Source organism: Kribbella sp. NPDC004536 (genome assembly GCF_042873835.1).
GTDB lineage: Bacteria > Actinomycetota > Actinomycetes > Propionibacteriales > Kribbellaceae > Kribbella.
In genome coordinates this window covers 1,970,533-1,987,122 of record NZ_JBIALY010000002.1, presented here as the reverse complement: position 1 = coordinate 1,987,122, position 16,590 = coordinate 1,970,533, and the positions used below count along the sequence as shown (strand labels likewise).

Here is a 16,590-nt window from a genome sequence, read left to right as displayed (position 1 = left end):
TCGGGAGCATGACCGACTTCGCAGCCAGTGCCGTTCCGTTGACAGGTGGGTACGGCGGGCAGACGTTCGCAGTGAGCGCCGGTGGTGAGGACGCGGTCATCAAGTTCTACGCGAAGGATCCGGCGCGGGCGGTGGTGGACGCGGCGTTGCTCGAGTTGGTGCGCGGACTGTTGCCGGTGCCTCGGGTGCTGGAGTTGAAGCGGGAGGGGTCGTACGACGAGCCGCCGTACCTGCTGACGGAGCGGCTGCCGGGGGTCAACCTGCAGGTGTTCCTGGAGACGGCCGACGACCGGCAGCGACGGACGGTCGGGACGCAGCTGGGGGAGTTGCTGGCCCGGTTGAGCGGGATGCCGTTCCTGCGCGCGGGGATGTTCCGGGACGACGAGCTCGGGATCGAACCGTTCGGGCTCGGGGACCTGTCCGAGTACGTCGCCGGCCTGGAGCTCGGGCTGAGCGACGGCTTCGCGGACGTGATCGACGAGGCGGAGGAGCTGCTCGGAGGAGGTGTACACCGGGTCTGCCTGGTGCACAGCGACTTCAACCCGAAGAACCTGCTGGTCGACCCGGAGACCGCGCGGATCACCGGCCTGATCGACTGGGAGTTCTCGCACGCAGGCTCGCCGTACGCTGACCTCGGCAACCTGCTCCGATTCTGCGAGGACCCGGTGCTGGCCCGCGCCGTACTGGACGAGTTGCGGTGGGTGGGGGAGCCGCTCGTGGACCTCGGTCGGGCGGCCGACCTGTGGGCGCTGCTCGACCTCGCGAGCCGCGCCGCCGAGCACGAGGTGGCAGCTGCGGCGCACCGGCTGGCCTCCCGAATGGCGGACACGGGCACGCTCGCGGGCGGCCGTCCGGAGCTGGACGTCGTACATTGAGAGCAATGGCACGTCGGGGTACCTCGGCGGGCGCCCGCTGACGACGGGTGCCCCAGGTTGTGCTGCCTTCGTCAAGACCGGTATTCTGTGAGATGCGCTATGGGCCCGCGCGACCTCGGACGGAGCAGGCTCGTGACTCGCAGCAGCTCGGTGGTGAATCTGTCGTCTTCTGGCAATCCCGCGGTTTGGTGCGATCCAAAGGAACATGGCGCAACCGCACGACACCACCAGTCCACGGAGCAACCCACCACATGACGGCCAGCATCGAGGCTCCCCTCGACCCCGCAGTGCGCAACACCCCGCAGGTAGCGGTCAATGACATCGGGTCGGAGGAAGACTTCCTCGCGGCGATCGATCAGACCATCAAGTACTTCAACGACGGCGACATCGTCGAGGGCACCATCGTCAAGGTCGACCGGGACGAGGTCCTGCTCGACATCGGTTACAAGACCGAAGGCGTGATCCCGTCCCGCGAGCTGTCGATCAAGCACGACGTCGACCCGAACGAGGTCGTCAACGTCGGCGATCACGTCGAGGCCCTCGTTCTCCAGAAGGAGGACAAGGAAGGCCGCCTGATCCTCTCGAAGAAGCGCGCCCAGTACGAGAAGGCCTGGGGCACGATCGAGAAGATCAAGGAAGAGGACGGCGTCGTCACCGGCACCGTCATCGAGGTCGTCAAGGGTGGTCTCATCCTCGACATCGGCCTCCGTGGCTTCCTTCCGGCCTCGCTCGTCGAGATGCGCCGGGTCCGCGACCTCCAGCCGTACGTCGGCCAGGAGATCGAGGCGAAGATCATCGAGCTGGACAAGAACCGCAACAACGTGGTCCTGTCCCGCCGCGCCTGGCTGGAGCAGACCCAGTCCGAGGTGCGGATGAACTTCCTCACCCAGCTGCAGAAGGGCCAGATCCGCAAGGGCGTCGTCTCCTCGATCGTCAACTTCGGTGCGTTCGTGGACCTCGGCGGCGTCGACGGCCTGGTGCACGTCTCGGAGCTGTCCTGGAAGCACATCGACCACCCGACCGAGGTCGTCGAGGTCGGCCAGGAGGTCACCGTCGAGGTGCTGGACGTCGACATGGACCGCGAGCGCGTCTCGCTGTCGCTGAAGGCGACCCAGGAAGACCCGTGGCAGCAGTTCGCCCGGACCCACCAGATGGGCCAGATCGTGCCCGGCAAGGTCACCAAGCTGGTTCCGTTCGGTGCGTTCGTCCGCGTGGAGGAGGGCATCGAGGGTCTGGTGCACATCTCCGAGCTGGCCGAGCGGCACGTCGAGATCCCGGAGCAGGTCGTCCAGGTCAACGACGACGTCATGGTCAAGATCATCGACATCGACCTGGAGCGGCGCCGGATCTCGCTGTCGCTCAAGCAGGCCAACGAGGGTGTCGACCCGGTCTCGGACGACTTCGACCCGACGCTCTACGGCATGACGGCGACGTACGACGACCAGGGCAACTACATCTACCCGGAGGGCTTCGACCCGGAGACGGGCGAGTGGCTCGAGGGCTTCGACGCGCAGCGTGAGGAGTGGGAGCGGCAGTACGCCGAGGCCCACACGCGCTGGGAGGCCCACAAGAAGCAGATCGAGGACGCCAAGACGGCGGACGTCGAGGCCGGCGAGGCCTCGACGTACTCCTCGGCCGCTGCCCCGAAGGACGACGCCCCCGTCGAGGGTGCGCTCGCTTCCGACGAGGCGCTCCAGGCCCTCCGCGAGAAGCTGACCGGCCAGGGCTGATAGTTCGACCCTTCGAAACCCTCGCACCCGCTCCGGGTGCGAGGGTTTCGTACGTTCAGTCGTAAGGCCGCCGGATGCGGGGTTTGCCGAGGTCGGTGCCCCATTGGCCGCGGCCCTCGCCCTTGAGCCGGAGCTTGAGCTCGACCACCTGTGCGCGGGCGCCGCTCGCGGAGAAGAAGCCGATCCGGTACGGCTCGTTCGGCGCGCCGGCCTCCCACGCCGGTACGTCGTGCTCGCCGTACCGCACGGTCCGCAGCGGCGGGTCCTCGCCCGCCTGGACCCGGGCTGCGTCCTGCGCGCACGCCGGCACCCGGCGGGTCGGGCCCGAGCGCGGCGTCCAGACCACGTCGACGGCGGCCGGTCCGTGCTGCGGGTTGAAGAAGCAGGGCGTACGGCGTACCGGCAGCGGCTCGCCCGCGACCCGGGCCCGGACGCAGGCGAGCGCGTACCGCCCGCCGGTCAGCGTGTCCACGACGGCACTGATCGCGTCGAACGTACTGAGCCGGTCCACCAGCCGCTCGGCGGTTTCGTACGCGTCCAGCGCGGCCTGGTAGTCGTGCCGCGTCTCCGCGTCCAGGTCGACGCCGTCCAGCAACTCACCGAGCCGCCCGAGCTCCTCCCCGAAGAGAACCACGTCCTCCTCGGCCATCACCCGAACGTGCCGCAGCTCCTCCGCACGCCTGCGCCGCCACCACCCCATAAGCCATGCTAGGCGCCTGGATAGGGTGCTGGCGTGCTGAGAGTGGGACTGACCGGCGGGATCGGGTCCGGGAAGAGTGCGGTGTCGGCGCGGCTGGCCGCGCGCGGGGCCGTCGTGATCGACTCCGACGTGCTCGCGCGCGAGGTGGTGGCGCGGGGGACCGACGGCCTGGCCGAGGTGGTCGCGGCGTTCGGTCCCGGCGTCCTCACCGCGGACGGTGACCTGGACCGGCCCGCGCTCGGGAAGATCGTGTTCGGCGACGAACCCGCCCGGCGCAGGCTCGAGGCGATCATCCACCCGCGGGTGCGGGCCCGGGCCGCGGAGATCGAGGCGGCGGCGGACGCGGACGCGATCGTCGTGCACGACATCCCGCTGCTCGTGGAGACCGGCCAGGCGGACAAGTTCGACCTGGTGCTGGTGGTCGACGTACCGGTCGGGACCCAGGTCGAGCGGCTGACCGCACAGCGCGGGATGGCCGCCGCGGAGGCCCGGCAGCGGATCGCCAGCCAGGCGTCCCGCGCGGACCGGCTCGCGGTCGCGGACGTGGTGGTCGACAACTCCGGCAGCCTGGCCGACCTGGATCGCCGGCTGGACGAGGTCTGGGCCACGTTCGAACACCGGCTGGGCCACGGTCCGGACACGAAAAGATGACCCTTGCGCGGTAAATGATGCTTCCGGGACCCCCTGTACGAGAATCTGTCCCGGTCCGGCCCGTGGTGCACACGGCCGGGCACGGCCGGTGCGCCCCGCTCCGGTCCGGACGTCCGAGGTTGGGAGGATGGCGTGGTTTGTCCGCGCTGCAGCTCTGACGTCCCCGATGTGTCGCATTTCTGCCACCACTGTGGCAACGACCTGCGCGCCGGGGACAACGAGCGGAAGAACGCGTACGCCGCCAGGCCGGACGAGCCGGTGGCGTCGTTCAAACTGGTCTCGACGATCATGCCGCAGGGATCCGGCAAACAGCCGTACACCTACAAGGTCGCGCTCGGCATCGCCCTGCTGCTGACCGTACTGACGGCGGCGCTCGGAGCGCTTCCGGTGGCGATCATGATCGCGGCCTTCGCCATCCCGATCGTCTACATCATCTACTTGTACGACGTGAACCTGTGGGAGGACGAGCCGATCCCGGTGGTCGCCGCGGCCTTCGTGCTGACCGGTGTCCTCGCGGCCCTGTTCACCTGGATCTGGTCGGACAAGATCGGGCTCAGCCTCGACGCCATCGGCAACGGTTCCACCGGGCCGTCGCTGCGGGACCTGCTGATCCTGCTCCTGCTGGTACCGGTCGTGTCCGAGCTGATCCGCCAGATCGGCCCGCTCTACCTGGCCTCCCGGCCGCGGTACGACGACCTGATGGACGGTTTCACGTTCGGCGTCGTCGCCGGTGTCGGCTACGCGTGCTTCGAGACCCTCGTCCTGCACTGGGGCTGGATCAGCGGCGGCTTCGCCGGTCCGGGCAGCAGCGCTGGTACATGGATCTCGATCGTCGTACTGCACGGCTTCATCAAGCCGCTGGTGTACGGCTCGGCCACGGGCCTCGCGGGCGCGGAGTTCTCCGGCCTCGGCGAGGGGTACGACGGCTTCACGCCGCGCTGGGTCGGCGGCCTGCTCCAGGCGATGGTGGTGAACGCCCTGTTCCAGGGCGGCGTCTACCTGCTCGGATTCGTCGGCGGCCGCGGTTCCACGGTCGGCGCGGTCCTCGGCGTCGTCTGGGGTCTGGTACTACTCGGAGCGCTGATCATCCGGGTCCGGACCGTGCTGCACAAGGGCCTGCTGGAGGCAGCGTTGGAGTCGGCCGCCCGCGGTGGTTCGAACCACGCGTCCGGCGAGCTGGCGTTCTGCTCGCGCTGTGAGATGCCGCTGCTCCCGCACTCCGACTTCTGCTCCGCCTGCGGCAACTCGGTGCGTTCGGTACCGAAGTCCGCCCGCGGGGTGACAGCACCGACCGCTGCGACGACTGGGGAGACGCAGGCATGAGCAACCAGCAGCAGCCGCCGTACGGTGGTCAAGGCGGACAGCAGCCGTACGGAGGGCAGCCGCAGCCTGGTTACGGCCAGCCCGGTCAGCAGCCCCCGCAGCAGGCACGTCCCCAGCAGCAGCCTGGTCAACAGCAGCCTGGTCAGTACCAGCCGCAGCCTGGGTACGGCGGTCAGTACCCGCAGCAGCAGCCGCCGCAGCAGGGTTACCCCGGCCAGCAGCAGTACCAGCAGCCGCAGCAGGGGTACCCCGGTCAGCAGCCGGGCTTCCCGGGTCAGCAGCAGTACGGTGGCCAGCAGCCGTGGGGTGGTCAGCAGCCGCCGCGCAAGAGTGGCGGCAGCGGCAAGACCCTGCTGATCGCCGGCGGTGCGTTCGCACTCGTCGCGATCATCGGTGTCGTCCTCGCGCTGATCTTCAAGGGCGGCGACGACCAGGCCGACCCGACGCCGACCCCGACCGGTGCGCCGACCGCGCAGCCGACGGGCGAGCCGACCGGTCAGCCCACGGAACAGCCGACCGGTGAGCCCACGGCGTCCCCGACGGCCGAGCCGACGACCCAGCCGAGCACCGGCGGGGACGAGGGCATCGCGGTTGCCGAGGGCATCTACGTGAAGCCGGCCAACGGCTACGTCCGGCAGAGCCTGGACGGCTACACCGGCGTGTTCCTGGTCAAGCAAGGTGAGGGCATCTTCATGGTCGCGGCCGCGAAGACCACCGAGTCGAGCGAGTCGATCCTGTCCGCTGTAGTCAAGGCCAACACCAAGTCTCTGTCCTCGGTCCAGACCAAGCAGGTCAAGACCGTGACGCCGGGTCCGGACGACAAGACCCCGGTGAAGGTCCTGATGTCGCAGGCGTACTCCGGCGTCAGGACCTCGCAGAGCGGTAGCTTCGAGGCGGTCGGGTTCGTCGCCGTGATCGAGCGCAACGACGGCGTGATCACCGTCGCACAGGCGTACGGGCGTAAGGACAAGCTCGCCACGCTCGACCCGGACTCGACGGCGATGCTGAAGTCGGTGCTCGAGAGTCAGTGAGCGGAAAGCGAGACAAAGGGACCGGCGGTAACCCCTGGGTCAACCAGCCCGGACCGGACCCGGACGACGAGCCGGAGGAGCAGCTCCCGCCGTCGCCCTGGAATCTCGAGGTGCAGCCGCCCCCGGCACCGTGGGGCGGCTCTGCCGCGCCCGGGAACGGCCCCGGCGGTCCCGGTTCCGGGCCGGCGACCGAGACGTCGTCGGCCTGGGGTGACAAGGTCGGCCCGCCGTCGCTGCGCCGGCCGCCGCCGGAGAAGAAGAAGGGCTTCCAGCTGCCGCCGCTGATGATCCCGATCGGCGCCGGGCTGCTGGTCGTGGCGATCGTCGCGGTCGTCCTGGTGGCACTGTCCGGCGGTGACGACAAGACCGCGCAGAACCCGCCGAGCACGCCGGCGAGTACGCCGGCGGCGCCGAAGACGTCGTACCAGCCGCCGCCGAACGCGATCCAGGTCGGCTTCGGCGTCTCGCTCGTCCCGGCGCCGGGGTGGACCCTCTACACCAAGGAGAAGGCCGGCAAGCAGGTCGCGATCTACCCGCCGAACACCACGGCGGACGCGCGGGCGTTCTTCTGGGTCCGGCAGAAGCGCGACGTGACCGCGAACGCGTACCTGCTCGGGATCGTCGAGGGGGAGACCGAGGAGGAGATCACCCAGCTCGGCGCGGTACGGAACCTGCCATGCCCCAAGGACGTCTTGGTGGAGTGCGTCGCGATCGACTACACCTCCACCTTCACCAAGAACGGTGTCGAGGCGAAGGTCAAGGGCTCCATCGAGGCGTACCGGCGCAAGGACGGTGTGGTGACCGCGCTGGACTTCCGGACCAACGCGGACTTCGCCCCGAAGGCCGAGGCGGACGCCGCGACCATGAAGAAGTCCGTCATCGACAGCATGTGACCCAGAACTAGCACGAGGAAACGACGACTATGAGTCAGCAGTACGGTCCGCCGCCTGGCCCGCCGCCGGTGTCCGCTCCGGCTCCGGGCGGCTGGGGTCCCGGGCCGTCCCGCCCGGTCCGCCCGCCGAGGCCGAGGTCGAGCAAGACGCCGTGGATCATCATGGCGGCCGCGATCGTCGCGGTGCTGCTGGTGGCGATCGGTGTCGTACTGCTGGTGACCGGCAAGGACGACAAGAAGTCCACCGCGCAGCAGTCGCCGGAGCCGCTCGGCACCATGTACACGCCGTCGCCGACGCCGACCCCGGACGACTCCAAGGGGCCGAACGACGTCGGTGTCGAGGTCGGGTACGGCGTCTGGTTCACGCCGTCGAAGGGCTGGCTGCCGGACTGGGACAAGACCAAGGCCGGGAAGAACTACATCCTCCAGCAGTTCAACGCCCGCGGTCTGATCGACGGGTACTACTGGGTGCGGCAGACCGAGCTGTACGACGCGAAGGGCTTCGCCGAGCACCTGGTCGACGTCGAGTCGAACGGGATGCAGGGTGTCCGGATCGGCACGGGCGCCGAGTGCAAACCGGCCAACCCGAACATCAAGGCCTGCTACGCGCTGACGTACACCGGTGACTGGGTCGCCAAGAACGGCAAACACGTCTCGATGCAGGGCTTCGTCACGGCTTACCAGGACAAGTTCGACCGCGTCACCGCCACCGACGCCGCCCTCGAGACCCGCGTCTACAAACGCCGGGTCAACGAACTCCAGTACATGAACAGCACCCTCATAAAAAGCTTCTGACCTGGGGTTTTTAGAAACTGTCGGCGTGGCCCCGTACGGTGGGGGGCATGAGACAGGTGTCGGATCTGCAGCGGATGGTCGCCCCGCTGAAGGTGGTGTCGGAGTTCGAGCCGGCCGGTGACCAGCCGGCCGCGATCGCGGACCTCGAGCGGCGGATCAACGCCGGCGAGCAGGACGTCGTGCTGCTCGGCGCGACCGGTACGGGTAAGACCGCGACGGTCGCCTGGCTGGCCGAGAAGATCCAGCGCCCGATGCTGGTCCTGCAGCCGAACAAGACCCTGGCCGCCCAGTTCGCGAACGAGCTGCGCCAGTTCTTCCCGGACAACGCCGTCGAGTACTTCGTGTCGTACTACGACTACTACCAGCCCGAGGCGTACGTCCCGCAGACGGACACCTATATCGAGAAGGACTCCTCGATCAACGAGGAGGTCGAGCGACTGCGGCACTCGGCGACCTGGTCGCTGCTGACGCGGCGCGACGTGGTCGTGGTCGCGACCGTCTCGTGCATCTACGGTCTGGGCTCCGCCGACGAGTACCTGAACCGCATGATCCACGTGAAGGTCGGCACCGAGATGGACCGCGACGGTCTGCTCCGGAAGCTGGTCGGCGTGCAGTACGCGCGCAACGACCTGGCCGGCACCCGCGGCACGTTCCGGGTCCGTGGCGACACGCTCGAGGTCTTCCCGGTGTACCAGGAGCTCGCGGTCCGGGTGGAGTTCTTCGGCGACGAGATCGAGCGGGTGATGACGCTGCACCCGGTCACCGGCGAGGTGCTGTCCGAGGAGAACGAGGTCTACATCGGCGCCGCCACCCACTACGTGACCGCACCGGAGCGGATGGAGCGCGCGATCACCTCGATCGAGGCGGAGCTCGAGGAGCGGCTCACCGAGCTCGAGCGGAACGGCCAGCTGCTGGAGGCGCAGCGGCTGCGGATGCGGACGACGTACGACATCGAGATGATGCGCCAGATCGGGACCTGCTCCGGGATCGAGAACTACTCCCGGCACACCGACGGCCGCGAGCCCGGTACGGCGCCGCACTGCCTGCTGGACTACTTCCCCGAGGACTACCTGCTGGTGATCGACGAGTCGCACGTGACCGTCCCGCAGATCGGCGGGATGTACGAGGGCGACATGTCCCGCAAGCGGACCCTGGTCGAGCACGGGTTCCGGCTGCCGTCCGCGATGGACAACCGGCCGCTGCGCTGGGAGGAGTTCCTGGAGCGGATCGGCCAGACGGTGTACCTGTCCGCCACTCCGGGGCAGTACGAGCAGGACAAGTCCGACGGGTTCGTCGAGCAGATCATCCGGCCGACCGGTCTGGTCGACCCCGAGGTGATCGTGAAGCCGACGAAGGGGCAGATCGACGACCTGATCCACGAGATCCGGCTCCGGGTCGAGCGGGACGAGCGGGTGCTGGTCACCACGCTGACCAAGAAGATGTCCGAGGACCTGACCGACTACCTGCTGGAGATGGGGATCCGGACCAGGTATCTGCACAGCGAGGTGGACACGCTGCGCCGGGTCGAGCTGCTCCGCGAGCTGCGGATGGGCGAGTTCGACGTCCTGGTCGGTATCAACCTGCTGCGCGAGGGCCTGGACCTGCCTGAGGTGTCGCTGGTCGCGATCCTGGACGCGGACAAGGAAGGCTTCCTGCGGTCGGGACGTTCGCTGATCCAGACCATCGGCCGCGCGGCCCGGAACGTGTCCGGCCAGGTGTTCATGTACGCCGACAAGATCACGCCGTCGATGGAACAGGCGATCGACGAGACGAACCGGCGGCGCGCGAAGCAGATCGCGTACAACGAGGCGAACGGGGTCGACCCGCAGCCGCTGCGGAAGAAGATCGCCGACATCACCGACATGCTGGCCCGCGAGGACGCCGACACCGCCGAGCTGCTCGGGTCCGGCCGGACGCAGTCGCGCGGCAAGGCGCCGGTCCCGGGTGGCGGCAAGAAGGCGGGGGAGAAGGCGAAGGAGCTGGCCGGCGGGCTGCCGTCGTCGGACCTGGCCGACCTGATCCAGCAGCTGACCGACCAGATGCACAACGCGGCCGCCGAGCTGCAGTTCGAGGTGGCGGCCCGCTTCCGCGACGAGATCTCCGAACTGAAGAAGGAGCTCCGCCAGATGACCAACGCCGGCGCGAAGTAGCCGCGCCGGCGCAGTCGCCGACGTGGGTCTCGGCGCTGGTCCACCGGGACAGCTGCATCCTTTCGACGTTCTGCTGGCACGTCGTTTCCGCGGTCGGGACTGACGTCGCGTTCCGGATCTGTCGGTCGTTGGGTCTACTGTGCGATCCAGAGTCACCTAGGGAGGACACGGATGTTCGACCACCTGTCGTTGCAGTGCGATGACCTGGACGCCAGCCGACGGTTCTACGAAGCCGTGCTGGGGCCGTTGGGTGTCAGTGTCGCGATGGACTTCGGCGATGTGCTGGGATTGTCGGCGAGCGACGGCGTACCGAAGTTCTGGCTCGGGACGCAGACCACCGGCGGGGTGCAGCGAGAGATCCACGTGGCGTTCACCGCGCCCGACCGGGCGACTGTCGAGACCGTGCATCGGGCCGGCGTGGAGCTCGGGGCCGAGGTGCTGCACGAGCCGAAGGAGTGGCCTGAGTATCACCCTGGGTACTACGCCGTGTTTCTCCGTGACCCGGACGGCAACAACGTGGAAGTCGTCACGCATGCCTGAGAGGCGGCTGACCGGCGACGGACCGCGCGAGTACTGTCTGGGCAAGCCTGGCGCCTGGCCGGACGAGCCGTGGGACGGGGACACGGTGGCGAAGGTGGGGTGAACGGGTGGTCACCACCGGCTGTGACGGGGTTCTGACGGGGTTGTGATCAACGCTGCGGGGTGGGGATTTGGTATCTCGGACTCCGAACCGTCAGAATAGGTGCTGAGAAGGGGAGTATTCCTTTCGCGGCGGCATCGTCATCACGGCCGGGGTTCGTCCCAGGCCCGGTGCCCCCGGTCGCACCGGTCACTCACGGTGCGGCGGAAGAGACCTTCGGAGTTGATGTTCTCGTCTGAACTCCGGAGGATTCTGTGCACGTTGCTGACTACGTTTGGTACATCACCGTCGGGTTGCTGCTCGCGCTGCTGGCCTTCGACGTCTTCGTCATCGGCCGCCGGCCGCACGAGCCGAGCACCCGCGAATCGGCCACCGCGATCGCGTTCTACATCGGCCTCGCCGTGGTCTTCGGGCTTGGCGTCTGGTGGTTCTCCGGCGGGCAGTACGCCGGGGAGTTCTTCGCCGGCTGGCTCACGGAGTACAGCCTGAGCGTCGACAACCTGTTCATCTTCCTGATCATCATGGCCAGGTTCCAGGTGCCCAGGCAGTACCAGCAGACCGCGCTGCTGATCGGGATCATCCTGGCGCTGGTGTTCCGCGGGGTGTTCATCGCCGTCGGCGCGGCCGCGATCAACCAGTTCTCGTGGGTCTTCTACATCTTCGGCGCGTTCCTGGTGTACACCGCGGTCCACCTCGCCAAGCAGGGTGAGAACGACGACGACGACTTCAAGGAGAACGCGGTCATCCGGTTCGCGAAGAAGCGGCTGAACGCCACCGACGAGTACAACGGGGTCAAGCTGACCCTGGTGAAGAACGGCAAACGGCTCGTCACCCCGATGGCGATCGTGATCATCGCGCTCGGTACGACGGACCTGCTGTTCGCGCTCGATTCGATCCCCGCGATCTACGGGCTGACGCAGGAGCCGTTCCTGGTCTTCACCGCGAACGTGTTCGCGCTGATGGGGCTGCGACAGCTGTACTTCCTGCTCGGTGATTTGCTGAAGCGGCTGGTCTACCTGTCGCTCGGGCTGTCGGTCGTGCTCGCGTTCATCGGCGTGAAGCTGGTCCTGCACGCCATGCACGTCAACGAACTCCCGTTCATCAACGGCGGCCACCACATCACCTGGGCCCCCGAGATCCCCATCTGGTTCTCCCTCGGCTTCATCATCATCACCCTAGGAATCACCACAGTCCTAAGCCTCCACAAATCCCGCAAAACAAACGCAAACCACCCAGAACTCCACCCAAACGAGTCCTGACAACCGAGGCCGCCCCTGACCTTCAACGGGTCAGGGGCGGCCTCGGGTGTCTAAAACCGGGCTGCTGTTGTCAGGGTTGAGCGGCGGTCGGGGGTTAGGGGGGTGTTTTCCAGGCGTTTGCCGGTTTCGGAGGCGTGGAGCATGCCGGTGGGGGAGACGAAGCCGACGTGGTGGATGGGTTTGCCGTCGCGGGCGAAGAAGTAGAGGTCGCCGGGCCGGACGTCGTCGACCGGGATGTTCGGCAGCTCGTCCGCCTGGTCGTGGGCGTCTCGCGGGGTACGCAGTCCGAGCACGCGGCTGACCGTGTGTACCAAGCCGGAGCAGTCCAGCCCGTACGCCGACGTACCGCCCCACAGGTACTCCAGCCCGAGGAACTGCTCGCCCAGCCGCAACCGCTCGTCCGGGTCCGACGGCTCCACCACCGAACGCAGTACGGCGTCCTGCAACCAGCCGTACCCGCCGTCAGGCGTCGCCACTCGCGTATGACCGTCGGCGTGCTCAACAGAAGCCAGCACCGTAGCGAACGACAGCTCGGCCAAGGGACGCTCGCCGGGCTCGGCAAAGAGCGTGGCGGACGGTACGGCGATCGCGACCGGATCGGACGCACTCGTCGGCAGCTCACCGAGGTGGCTCGACCGGACCCACCCCGGGTATCCGAGCTCGTCCTGCGACGACGGCTGCCAGGGCGCCGCGATCTCGGACCACCCGTCGCGTTCGGACCGCACCAGCACGGGCTCGGCGAACAGCAGCTGGGTCAGGGTCCGGCCGTGCAGGCCGAGCCGGGTCTCGGTGTCCATCGACTTCGCCCACGCGGCGACGTCCGGGAGGTCGGCAGTTGCCGGCGCGTCGATGTCTCGCGGCGCGTCCGGCGACGTCCAGACCGTACTGATCGGGACCTTGGTGGCGGCTAACTTCATGTCCTCAAGCCTGTCACGCCCAGTCCGGGAGCAGAAGGCAGGTGGATCCGCGCGCCGTCGTACCGGATCCCACCGATCACCGCGGGCTCGCGCAACCACCACGCGGCGTCCAGGTCGTTGACCGCGGTCGTCGGGTACGCCGACACCAGCGCGGCCGCCGCGCCGACACCGACGTGGCCCTCCATCATGCAGCCGACGATCGCGCCCAGCCCGTGCTCGCGGGCGAGTTCGAGCAGCGTCCGCGCCGGGGCCAGCCCGCCGCACTTCGCCAGCTTCACGTTCACCAGGTCGGCCGCACTGCGCCGGATCACCGCCACCAGGTCGCGAACGCCGTACACGGACTCGTCGGCGAGGATCGGCGTACCGACCCGGTCCGTCACCCACGCCATCCCGTCCAGGTCGGCCGCGGCGACCGGCTGTTCGACCAGCTCGATCGCACACCCCGCGTCCTCGAGCGCGCGGATCACGGTCACCGCGTCCCGGCGCGTCCAGCCCTGGTTCGCGTCCAGCCGCAGCCGCGGCTCCGGGCCGATCGCGTCCCGCACCCGGCGTACCCGCTCGACGTCACCGGCGGCGTCGGTACCGACCTTGACCTTGAGTACGTCGAACCCGTCCGCGATCCGCGCCTTCGCGGCGTCGGCGAGCGCGTCCGGGTCGCCGGCCGACAGCGTCATATCGGTACGGACGACGTCGACCGTCGAGCCGAGGAACCCGTGCAGCGGCTGCCCGCGGCGCCGGGCCGCGAGGTCGTGCAGCGCGACGTCGACCGCGTCCTTCGCGCCGAAGTTGCCGACCGCGGCACCCTGCACCCGGCGCAGCGCCTCGGTCAGGTCGTCCGGCCCGAGCCCGTCCAGGGCGGCCGTGATCGGTCCCTCGATGCACGCCCGCGAACCGGCGAGCGAGTCGCCGGTCACCTTCCACACCTGCGGCGCCTCACCCCAACCGCTCAACTCTCCGTCGCTGATCTCCACCAGCAGCGACTCGGCGTGCGTCGCCGTACGCAGCGCGGTGACGAACGGTGTGTGCAGCGGCGCCGACACCAAATGAGTGGTGAGCTTCACCGCACCGCTCCGAGATCGTGCCTGCTGTTCCAGCATTCCAGGGCTATCGCCGCGATCAGCTTCTGCGCGTCGGCATCCGGCAGGTCAGAGGTAGTGCAAACAACGAGTACGAACGGGTCCGCATCGGCCGGCCGGACGATGCCGCCGTCGTGCCGGATCCGGGTGTCCCAGCCGTTCTTGTGCTCGACCCGGGTGCCGGGCGGCAACTGGGCCGGGATCTCCCCGTTCCACTGGTTGCCGGCCAGCAGGTCACGCAGGTAGTCGCCGGAGGCACCTTCCTGGTTGCCCACCGCAACCAGTACGCCGGCCAGCCCGGCCGGGCTCATCAGGTTGCTGATCCCGGCCCGCTGCGCGGCCCCGTCGTCGATCCCGCGCTGGATCTTCGAGGCGGGCTGCGGGGACGACCCGAGGGTGGATTCGGCAAGCGCCTGATGTGCGGCGGCGACACCGACCTGTTCGAGGACGAGGTCGGTGGCCAGGTTGCTGGAGCGGGTGATCATCTCGGTCGCGAGCCAGCCGAGCGGTACCTGTTCGCCCAGCCGGGACCAGGTCGCGGGTGCCTCGTCCTCGTCCGGGTTCACGCCGAACCGGCCGCCGGCCGCGGACTCGAAGTCGTTGTGTACGGTCACCGGCTGGTCGAGCACGAGCTCACCGGCGTCGACCTTGCGCATCATCGCCATCGCCACGGGCAGTTTCATCGTGCTCGCGGAGTAGTGCGGTCGCTCCGCCTCGTGCACGAACACCGGCTTACCGTCCAGCCGGCCGAGCCAGACCCCGAACTCCCCGCTCCCGTCGACCTGCTGGAGCAGCTCCGCGATTCCCATGCGGTCACCCAATCACAACTGTTCACCTGGCAGACTTCCCAGGGTGTCCAGCGCATACACCAGGGCTCTCGGCATCCTCCTGGGCTTCGCCGCCGACCGCCTCCTCGGCGACCCCCGCCGCTACCACCCGGTCGCCGGCTTCGGCCGCACCGCGTCGCGGCTGGAGCAGCACCTGTACGCCGACAGCCGTCAGGCGGGCACCGCCCACACAGCTGTCCTCGTAGGTACCACCACAGTCCTGGGCCTCGCGGTCGAGCGGCTGACCCGAAGGCATCCGCTCCTCCACACCGCGGTAACCGCCGGCGCCACGTGGACCGTCCTGGGCGCCCGCAGCCTCGAACGCGAAGCAGAAGCCATGGCCGCGCTCCTCGAGGCGAAGGACATCGAAGGGGCGCGGGACCGCCTGGGCCACCTCTGCGCCCGCGACGCCACCAACCTGGAGGCAGACGAACTGGCCCGCGCCACGGTGGAGTCGATCGCCGAGAACACCTCCGACGCCTGCGTGGCACCGCTCCTGTGGGGCGGGCTGTTCGGCATCCCCGGTCTCCTCGGCTATCGCGCCGCGAACACGCTCGACGCGATGGTCGGCTACCACTCGCCGAAATACGAGAACTTCGGCTGGGCGGCCGCGCGGCTGGACGACGTACTGAATCTCCTGCCGGCGCGGGCGTGCGCACTGCTGACCGGACTCGTCGCAGGCAGGCCGCGGGAAACGTCCCGGGTCTGGCGGCGGGATGCACCGAAACACCCGAGCCCGAACGCCGGCCCTGTCGAAGCAGCGTTCGCCGGCGCCCTCGACCTCACCCTCGGCGGCACCAACACCTACGGCACCTACACCGAGAACCGCGGAACCCTCGGCGACGGCTCGCCCCCGACCGTCCCGGACATCCGCCGCACAGCAACCCTCGCGAGAAGGGTCGGCGTTGCAGCTGCCGGGGTGGCAGCGCTCGCCGCGCTGCTCGCTCGCCGGGCTACGCCCGCCTCCCGCCACGCGGAGCGGGGCGGGGCAGGTCGGAAGGGGGAGCTGTGGGGTTGAGCCATCGGCCGTTGCGGATTGTGTTGGTTCGGCATGGGGAGTCCGAGGCGAATCTGGACAAGACGATCTACGAGCGGGTGCCGGATCACGCGGTGCCGCTGACCGAGCGCGGGCATGAGCAGGCGGCCGCGACCGGGCGGCAGTTGCGGGAGTTGTTCGAGGGGGAGTCGGTTCGGGTGTACGTGTCGCCGTACCTGCGGGCTCGGCAGACGTTGGATTCGCTTGGGCTGGACGACCTGGTTCAGCTGCCGCGGGAGGAGCCGCGGTTGCGAGAGCAGGATTGGGCGAACCTGCAGGACACCGCGGACATCGAGCAGCAGGAGCAGCTGCGGAACGCGTTCGGGCACTTCTTCTACCGGTTCACCCACGGTGAGTCGGGCGCGGACGTGTACGACCGGGTGTCGACGTTCCTCGAGACCATGCACCGCGACTTCGAGACACCGGACGCGCCGAAGAACGTGCTGCTGGTGTCGCACGGGCTCACGATGCGGTTGTTCTGCATGCGCTGGTTCCACTGGTCGGTACGGTTCTTCGAGTCGCTGCGGAACCCGGCCAACGCGGAAACACGCGTCCTGCTGCGGCAACCGGATTTCCGGTACAAGCTGGATCGGCCGTTCGAACAGTGGACGAACTACGAACCGACCGACCAAGAGCGTCAAGCTTGGCAGAAGTAGGTAGCGAGTGAGACCGACGGAACGGGAGCGAC

Annotated in this window: 16 protein-coding genes; 12 read left to right on the top strand and 4 right to left on the bottom strand. The window is 68.6% G+C overall.

The window, feature by feature from the left end:
• Nucleotides 1–8: 8 nt before the first annotated feature.
• Together ACFYRU_RS24310 and rpsA are read left to right on the top strand one after the other, a co-directional pair.
• The gene (locus ACFYRU_RS24310) at nucleotides 9–875 is read left to right on the top strand and encodes a phosphotransferase family protein (RefSeq protein WP_387662608.1); all 867 of its coding nucleotides are present in this window, start codon (nucleotides 9–11) and stop codon (nucleotides 873–875) included.
• 251 nt (nucleotides 876–1,126) lie between these two features.
• Nucleotides 1,127–2,605, top strand: coding sequence for a 30S ribosomal protein S1 (gene rpsA, locus ACFYRU_RS24305; protein WP_131293342.1), 1,479 nt, complete (start codon nucleotides 1,127–1,129; stop codon nucleotides 2,603–2,605).
• Between the two features lie 55 nt (nucleotides 2,606–2,660).
• Here rpsA and ACFYRU_RS24300 read toward each other — a convergent pair whose 3' ends face one another.
• On the bottom strand, nucleotides 2,661–3,254 hold the full coding sequence (locus ACFYRU_RS24300; RefSeq protein WP_387662606.1) for a hypothetical protein: 594 nt from the start codon (nucleotides 3,252–3,254) through the stop codon (nucleotides 2,661–2,663).
• 84 nt (nucleotides 3,255–3,338) lie between these two features.
• Between ACFYRU_RS24300 and coaE the strand changes: the two genes are divergently transcribed.
• From coaE to ACFYRU_RS24260, 8 genes are all read left to right on the top strand, one after another.
• The gene (coaE, locus tag ACFYRU_RS24295; RefSeq protein WP_387662604.1) at nucleotides 3,339–3,956 is read left to right on the top strand and encodes a dephospho-CoA kinase; all 618 of its coding nucleotides are present in this window, start codon (nucleotides 3,339–3,341) and stop codon (nucleotides 3,954–3,956) included.
• Between the two features lie 168 nt (nucleotides 3,957–4,124).
• The gene (locus ACFYRU_RS24290) at nucleotides 4,125–5,279 is read left to right on the top strand and encodes a PrsW family glutamic-type intramembrane protease (RefSeq protein ID WP_387662603.1); all 1,155 of its coding nucleotides are present in this window, start codon (nucleotides 4,125–4,127) and stop codon (nucleotides 5,277–5,279) included.
• Complete coding sequence (locus tag ACFYRU_RS24285) at nucleotides 5,276–6,310, top strand: PT domain-containing protein (RefSeq protein WP_387662601.1); 1,035 nt, start codon at nucleotides 5,276–5,278, stop codon at nucleotides 6,308–6,310. Before ACFYRU_RS24290 ends, ACFYRU_RS24285 begins: the two co-directional genes overlap by 4 nt.
• Complete coding sequence (locus tag ACFYRU_RS24280) at nucleotides 6,307–7,203, top strand: hypothetical protein (RefSeq protein WP_387662599.1); 897 nt, start codon at nucleotides 6,307–6,309, stop codon at nucleotides 7,201–7,203. The genes ACFYRU_RS24285 and ACFYRU_RS24280 overlap by 4 nt, the downstream gene beginning before the upstream one ends.
• Before the next feature lie 29 nt (nucleotides 7,204–7,232).
• A complete protein-coding gene (locus tag ACFYRU_RS24275) occupies nucleotides 7,233–7,997 on the top strand; it encodes a hypothetical protein (RefSeq protein ID WP_387662597.1) in 765 nt (254 codons plus the stop codon).
• 47 nt (nucleotides 7,998–8,044) lie between these two features.
• Nucleotides 8,045–10,147 (top strand): excinuclease ABC subunit UvrB, encoded by a 2,103-nt coding sequence (gene uvrB / locus ACFYRU_RS24270; protein ID WP_387662596.1) that lies wholly within the window; start codon nucleotides 8,045–8,047, stop codon nucleotides 10,145–10,147.
• 171 nt (nucleotides 10,148–10,318) lie between these two features.
• A complete protein-coding gene (locus ACFYRU_RS24265) occupies nucleotides 10,319–10,687 on the top strand; it encodes a VOC family protein (RefSeq protein ID WP_387662594.1) in 369 nt (122 codons plus the stop codon).
• A gap of 354 nt (nucleotides 10,688–11,041) precedes the next feature.
• Entirely contained in the window at nucleotides 11,042–12,046 is a 1,005-nt protein-coding gene (locus ACFYRU_RS24260; protein WP_387662592.1) for a TerC family protein, read from the top strand.
• 50 nt (nucleotides 12,047–12,096) lie between these two features.
• On the opposite strand, the gene ACFYRU_RS24255 is transcribed toward ACFYRU_RS24260, so the two are convergent.
• Genes ACFYRU_RS24255 through ACFYRU_RS24245 form a run of 3 tightly spaced genes read right to left on the bottom strand, consistent with a single transcriptional unit; the run spans nucleotide 12,097 to nucleotide 14,848 of the window.
• On the bottom strand, nucleotides 12,097–12,963 hold the full coding sequence (locus ACFYRU_RS24255) for a C40 family peptidase (RefSeq protein ID WP_387662590.1): 867 nt from the start codon (nucleotides 12,961–12,963) through the stop codon (nucleotides 12,097–12,099).
• Nucleotides 12,960–14,024, bottom strand: coding sequence for a mandelate racemase/muconate lactonizing enzyme family protein (locus ACFYRU_RS24250; protein ID WP_387662589.1), 1,065 nt, complete (start codon nucleotides 14,022–14,024; stop codon nucleotides 12,960–12,962). The genes ACFYRU_RS24255 and ACFYRU_RS24250 overlap by 4 nt, the downstream gene beginning before the upstream one ends.
• Nucleotides 14,021–14,848, bottom strand: a complete 828-nt coding sequence (locus tag ACFYRU_RS24245) for a serine hydrolase (protein ID WP_387662587.1) — start codon at nucleotides 14,846–14,848, stop codon at nucleotides 14,021–14,023. Before ACFYRU_RS24245 ends, ACFYRU_RS24250 begins: the two co-directional genes overlap by 4 nt.
• A 43-nt stretch (nucleotides 14,849–14,891) precedes the next feature.
• Here ACFYRU_RS24245 and ACFYRU_RS24240 point away from each other — a divergent pair, with 43 nt between their 5' ends.
• Nucleotides 14,892–15,884: a cobalamin biosynthesis protein gene (locus tag ACFYRU_RS24240; protein WP_387662585.1), complete on the top strand. Its 993-nt coding sequence runs from the start codon at nucleotides 14,892–14,894 to the stop codon at nucleotides 15,882–15,884.
• The gene (locus tag ACFYRU_RS24235) at nucleotides 15,875–16,558 is read left to right on the top strand and encodes a phosphoglycerate mutase family protein (protein WP_387662584.1); all 684 of its coding nucleotides are present in this window, start codon (nucleotides 15,875–15,877) and stop codon (nucleotides 16,556–16,558) included. The genes ACFYRU_RS24240 and ACFYRU_RS24235 overlap by 10 nt, the downstream gene beginning before the upstream one ends.
• Nucleotides 16,559–16,590 lie beyond the last annotated feature (32 nt).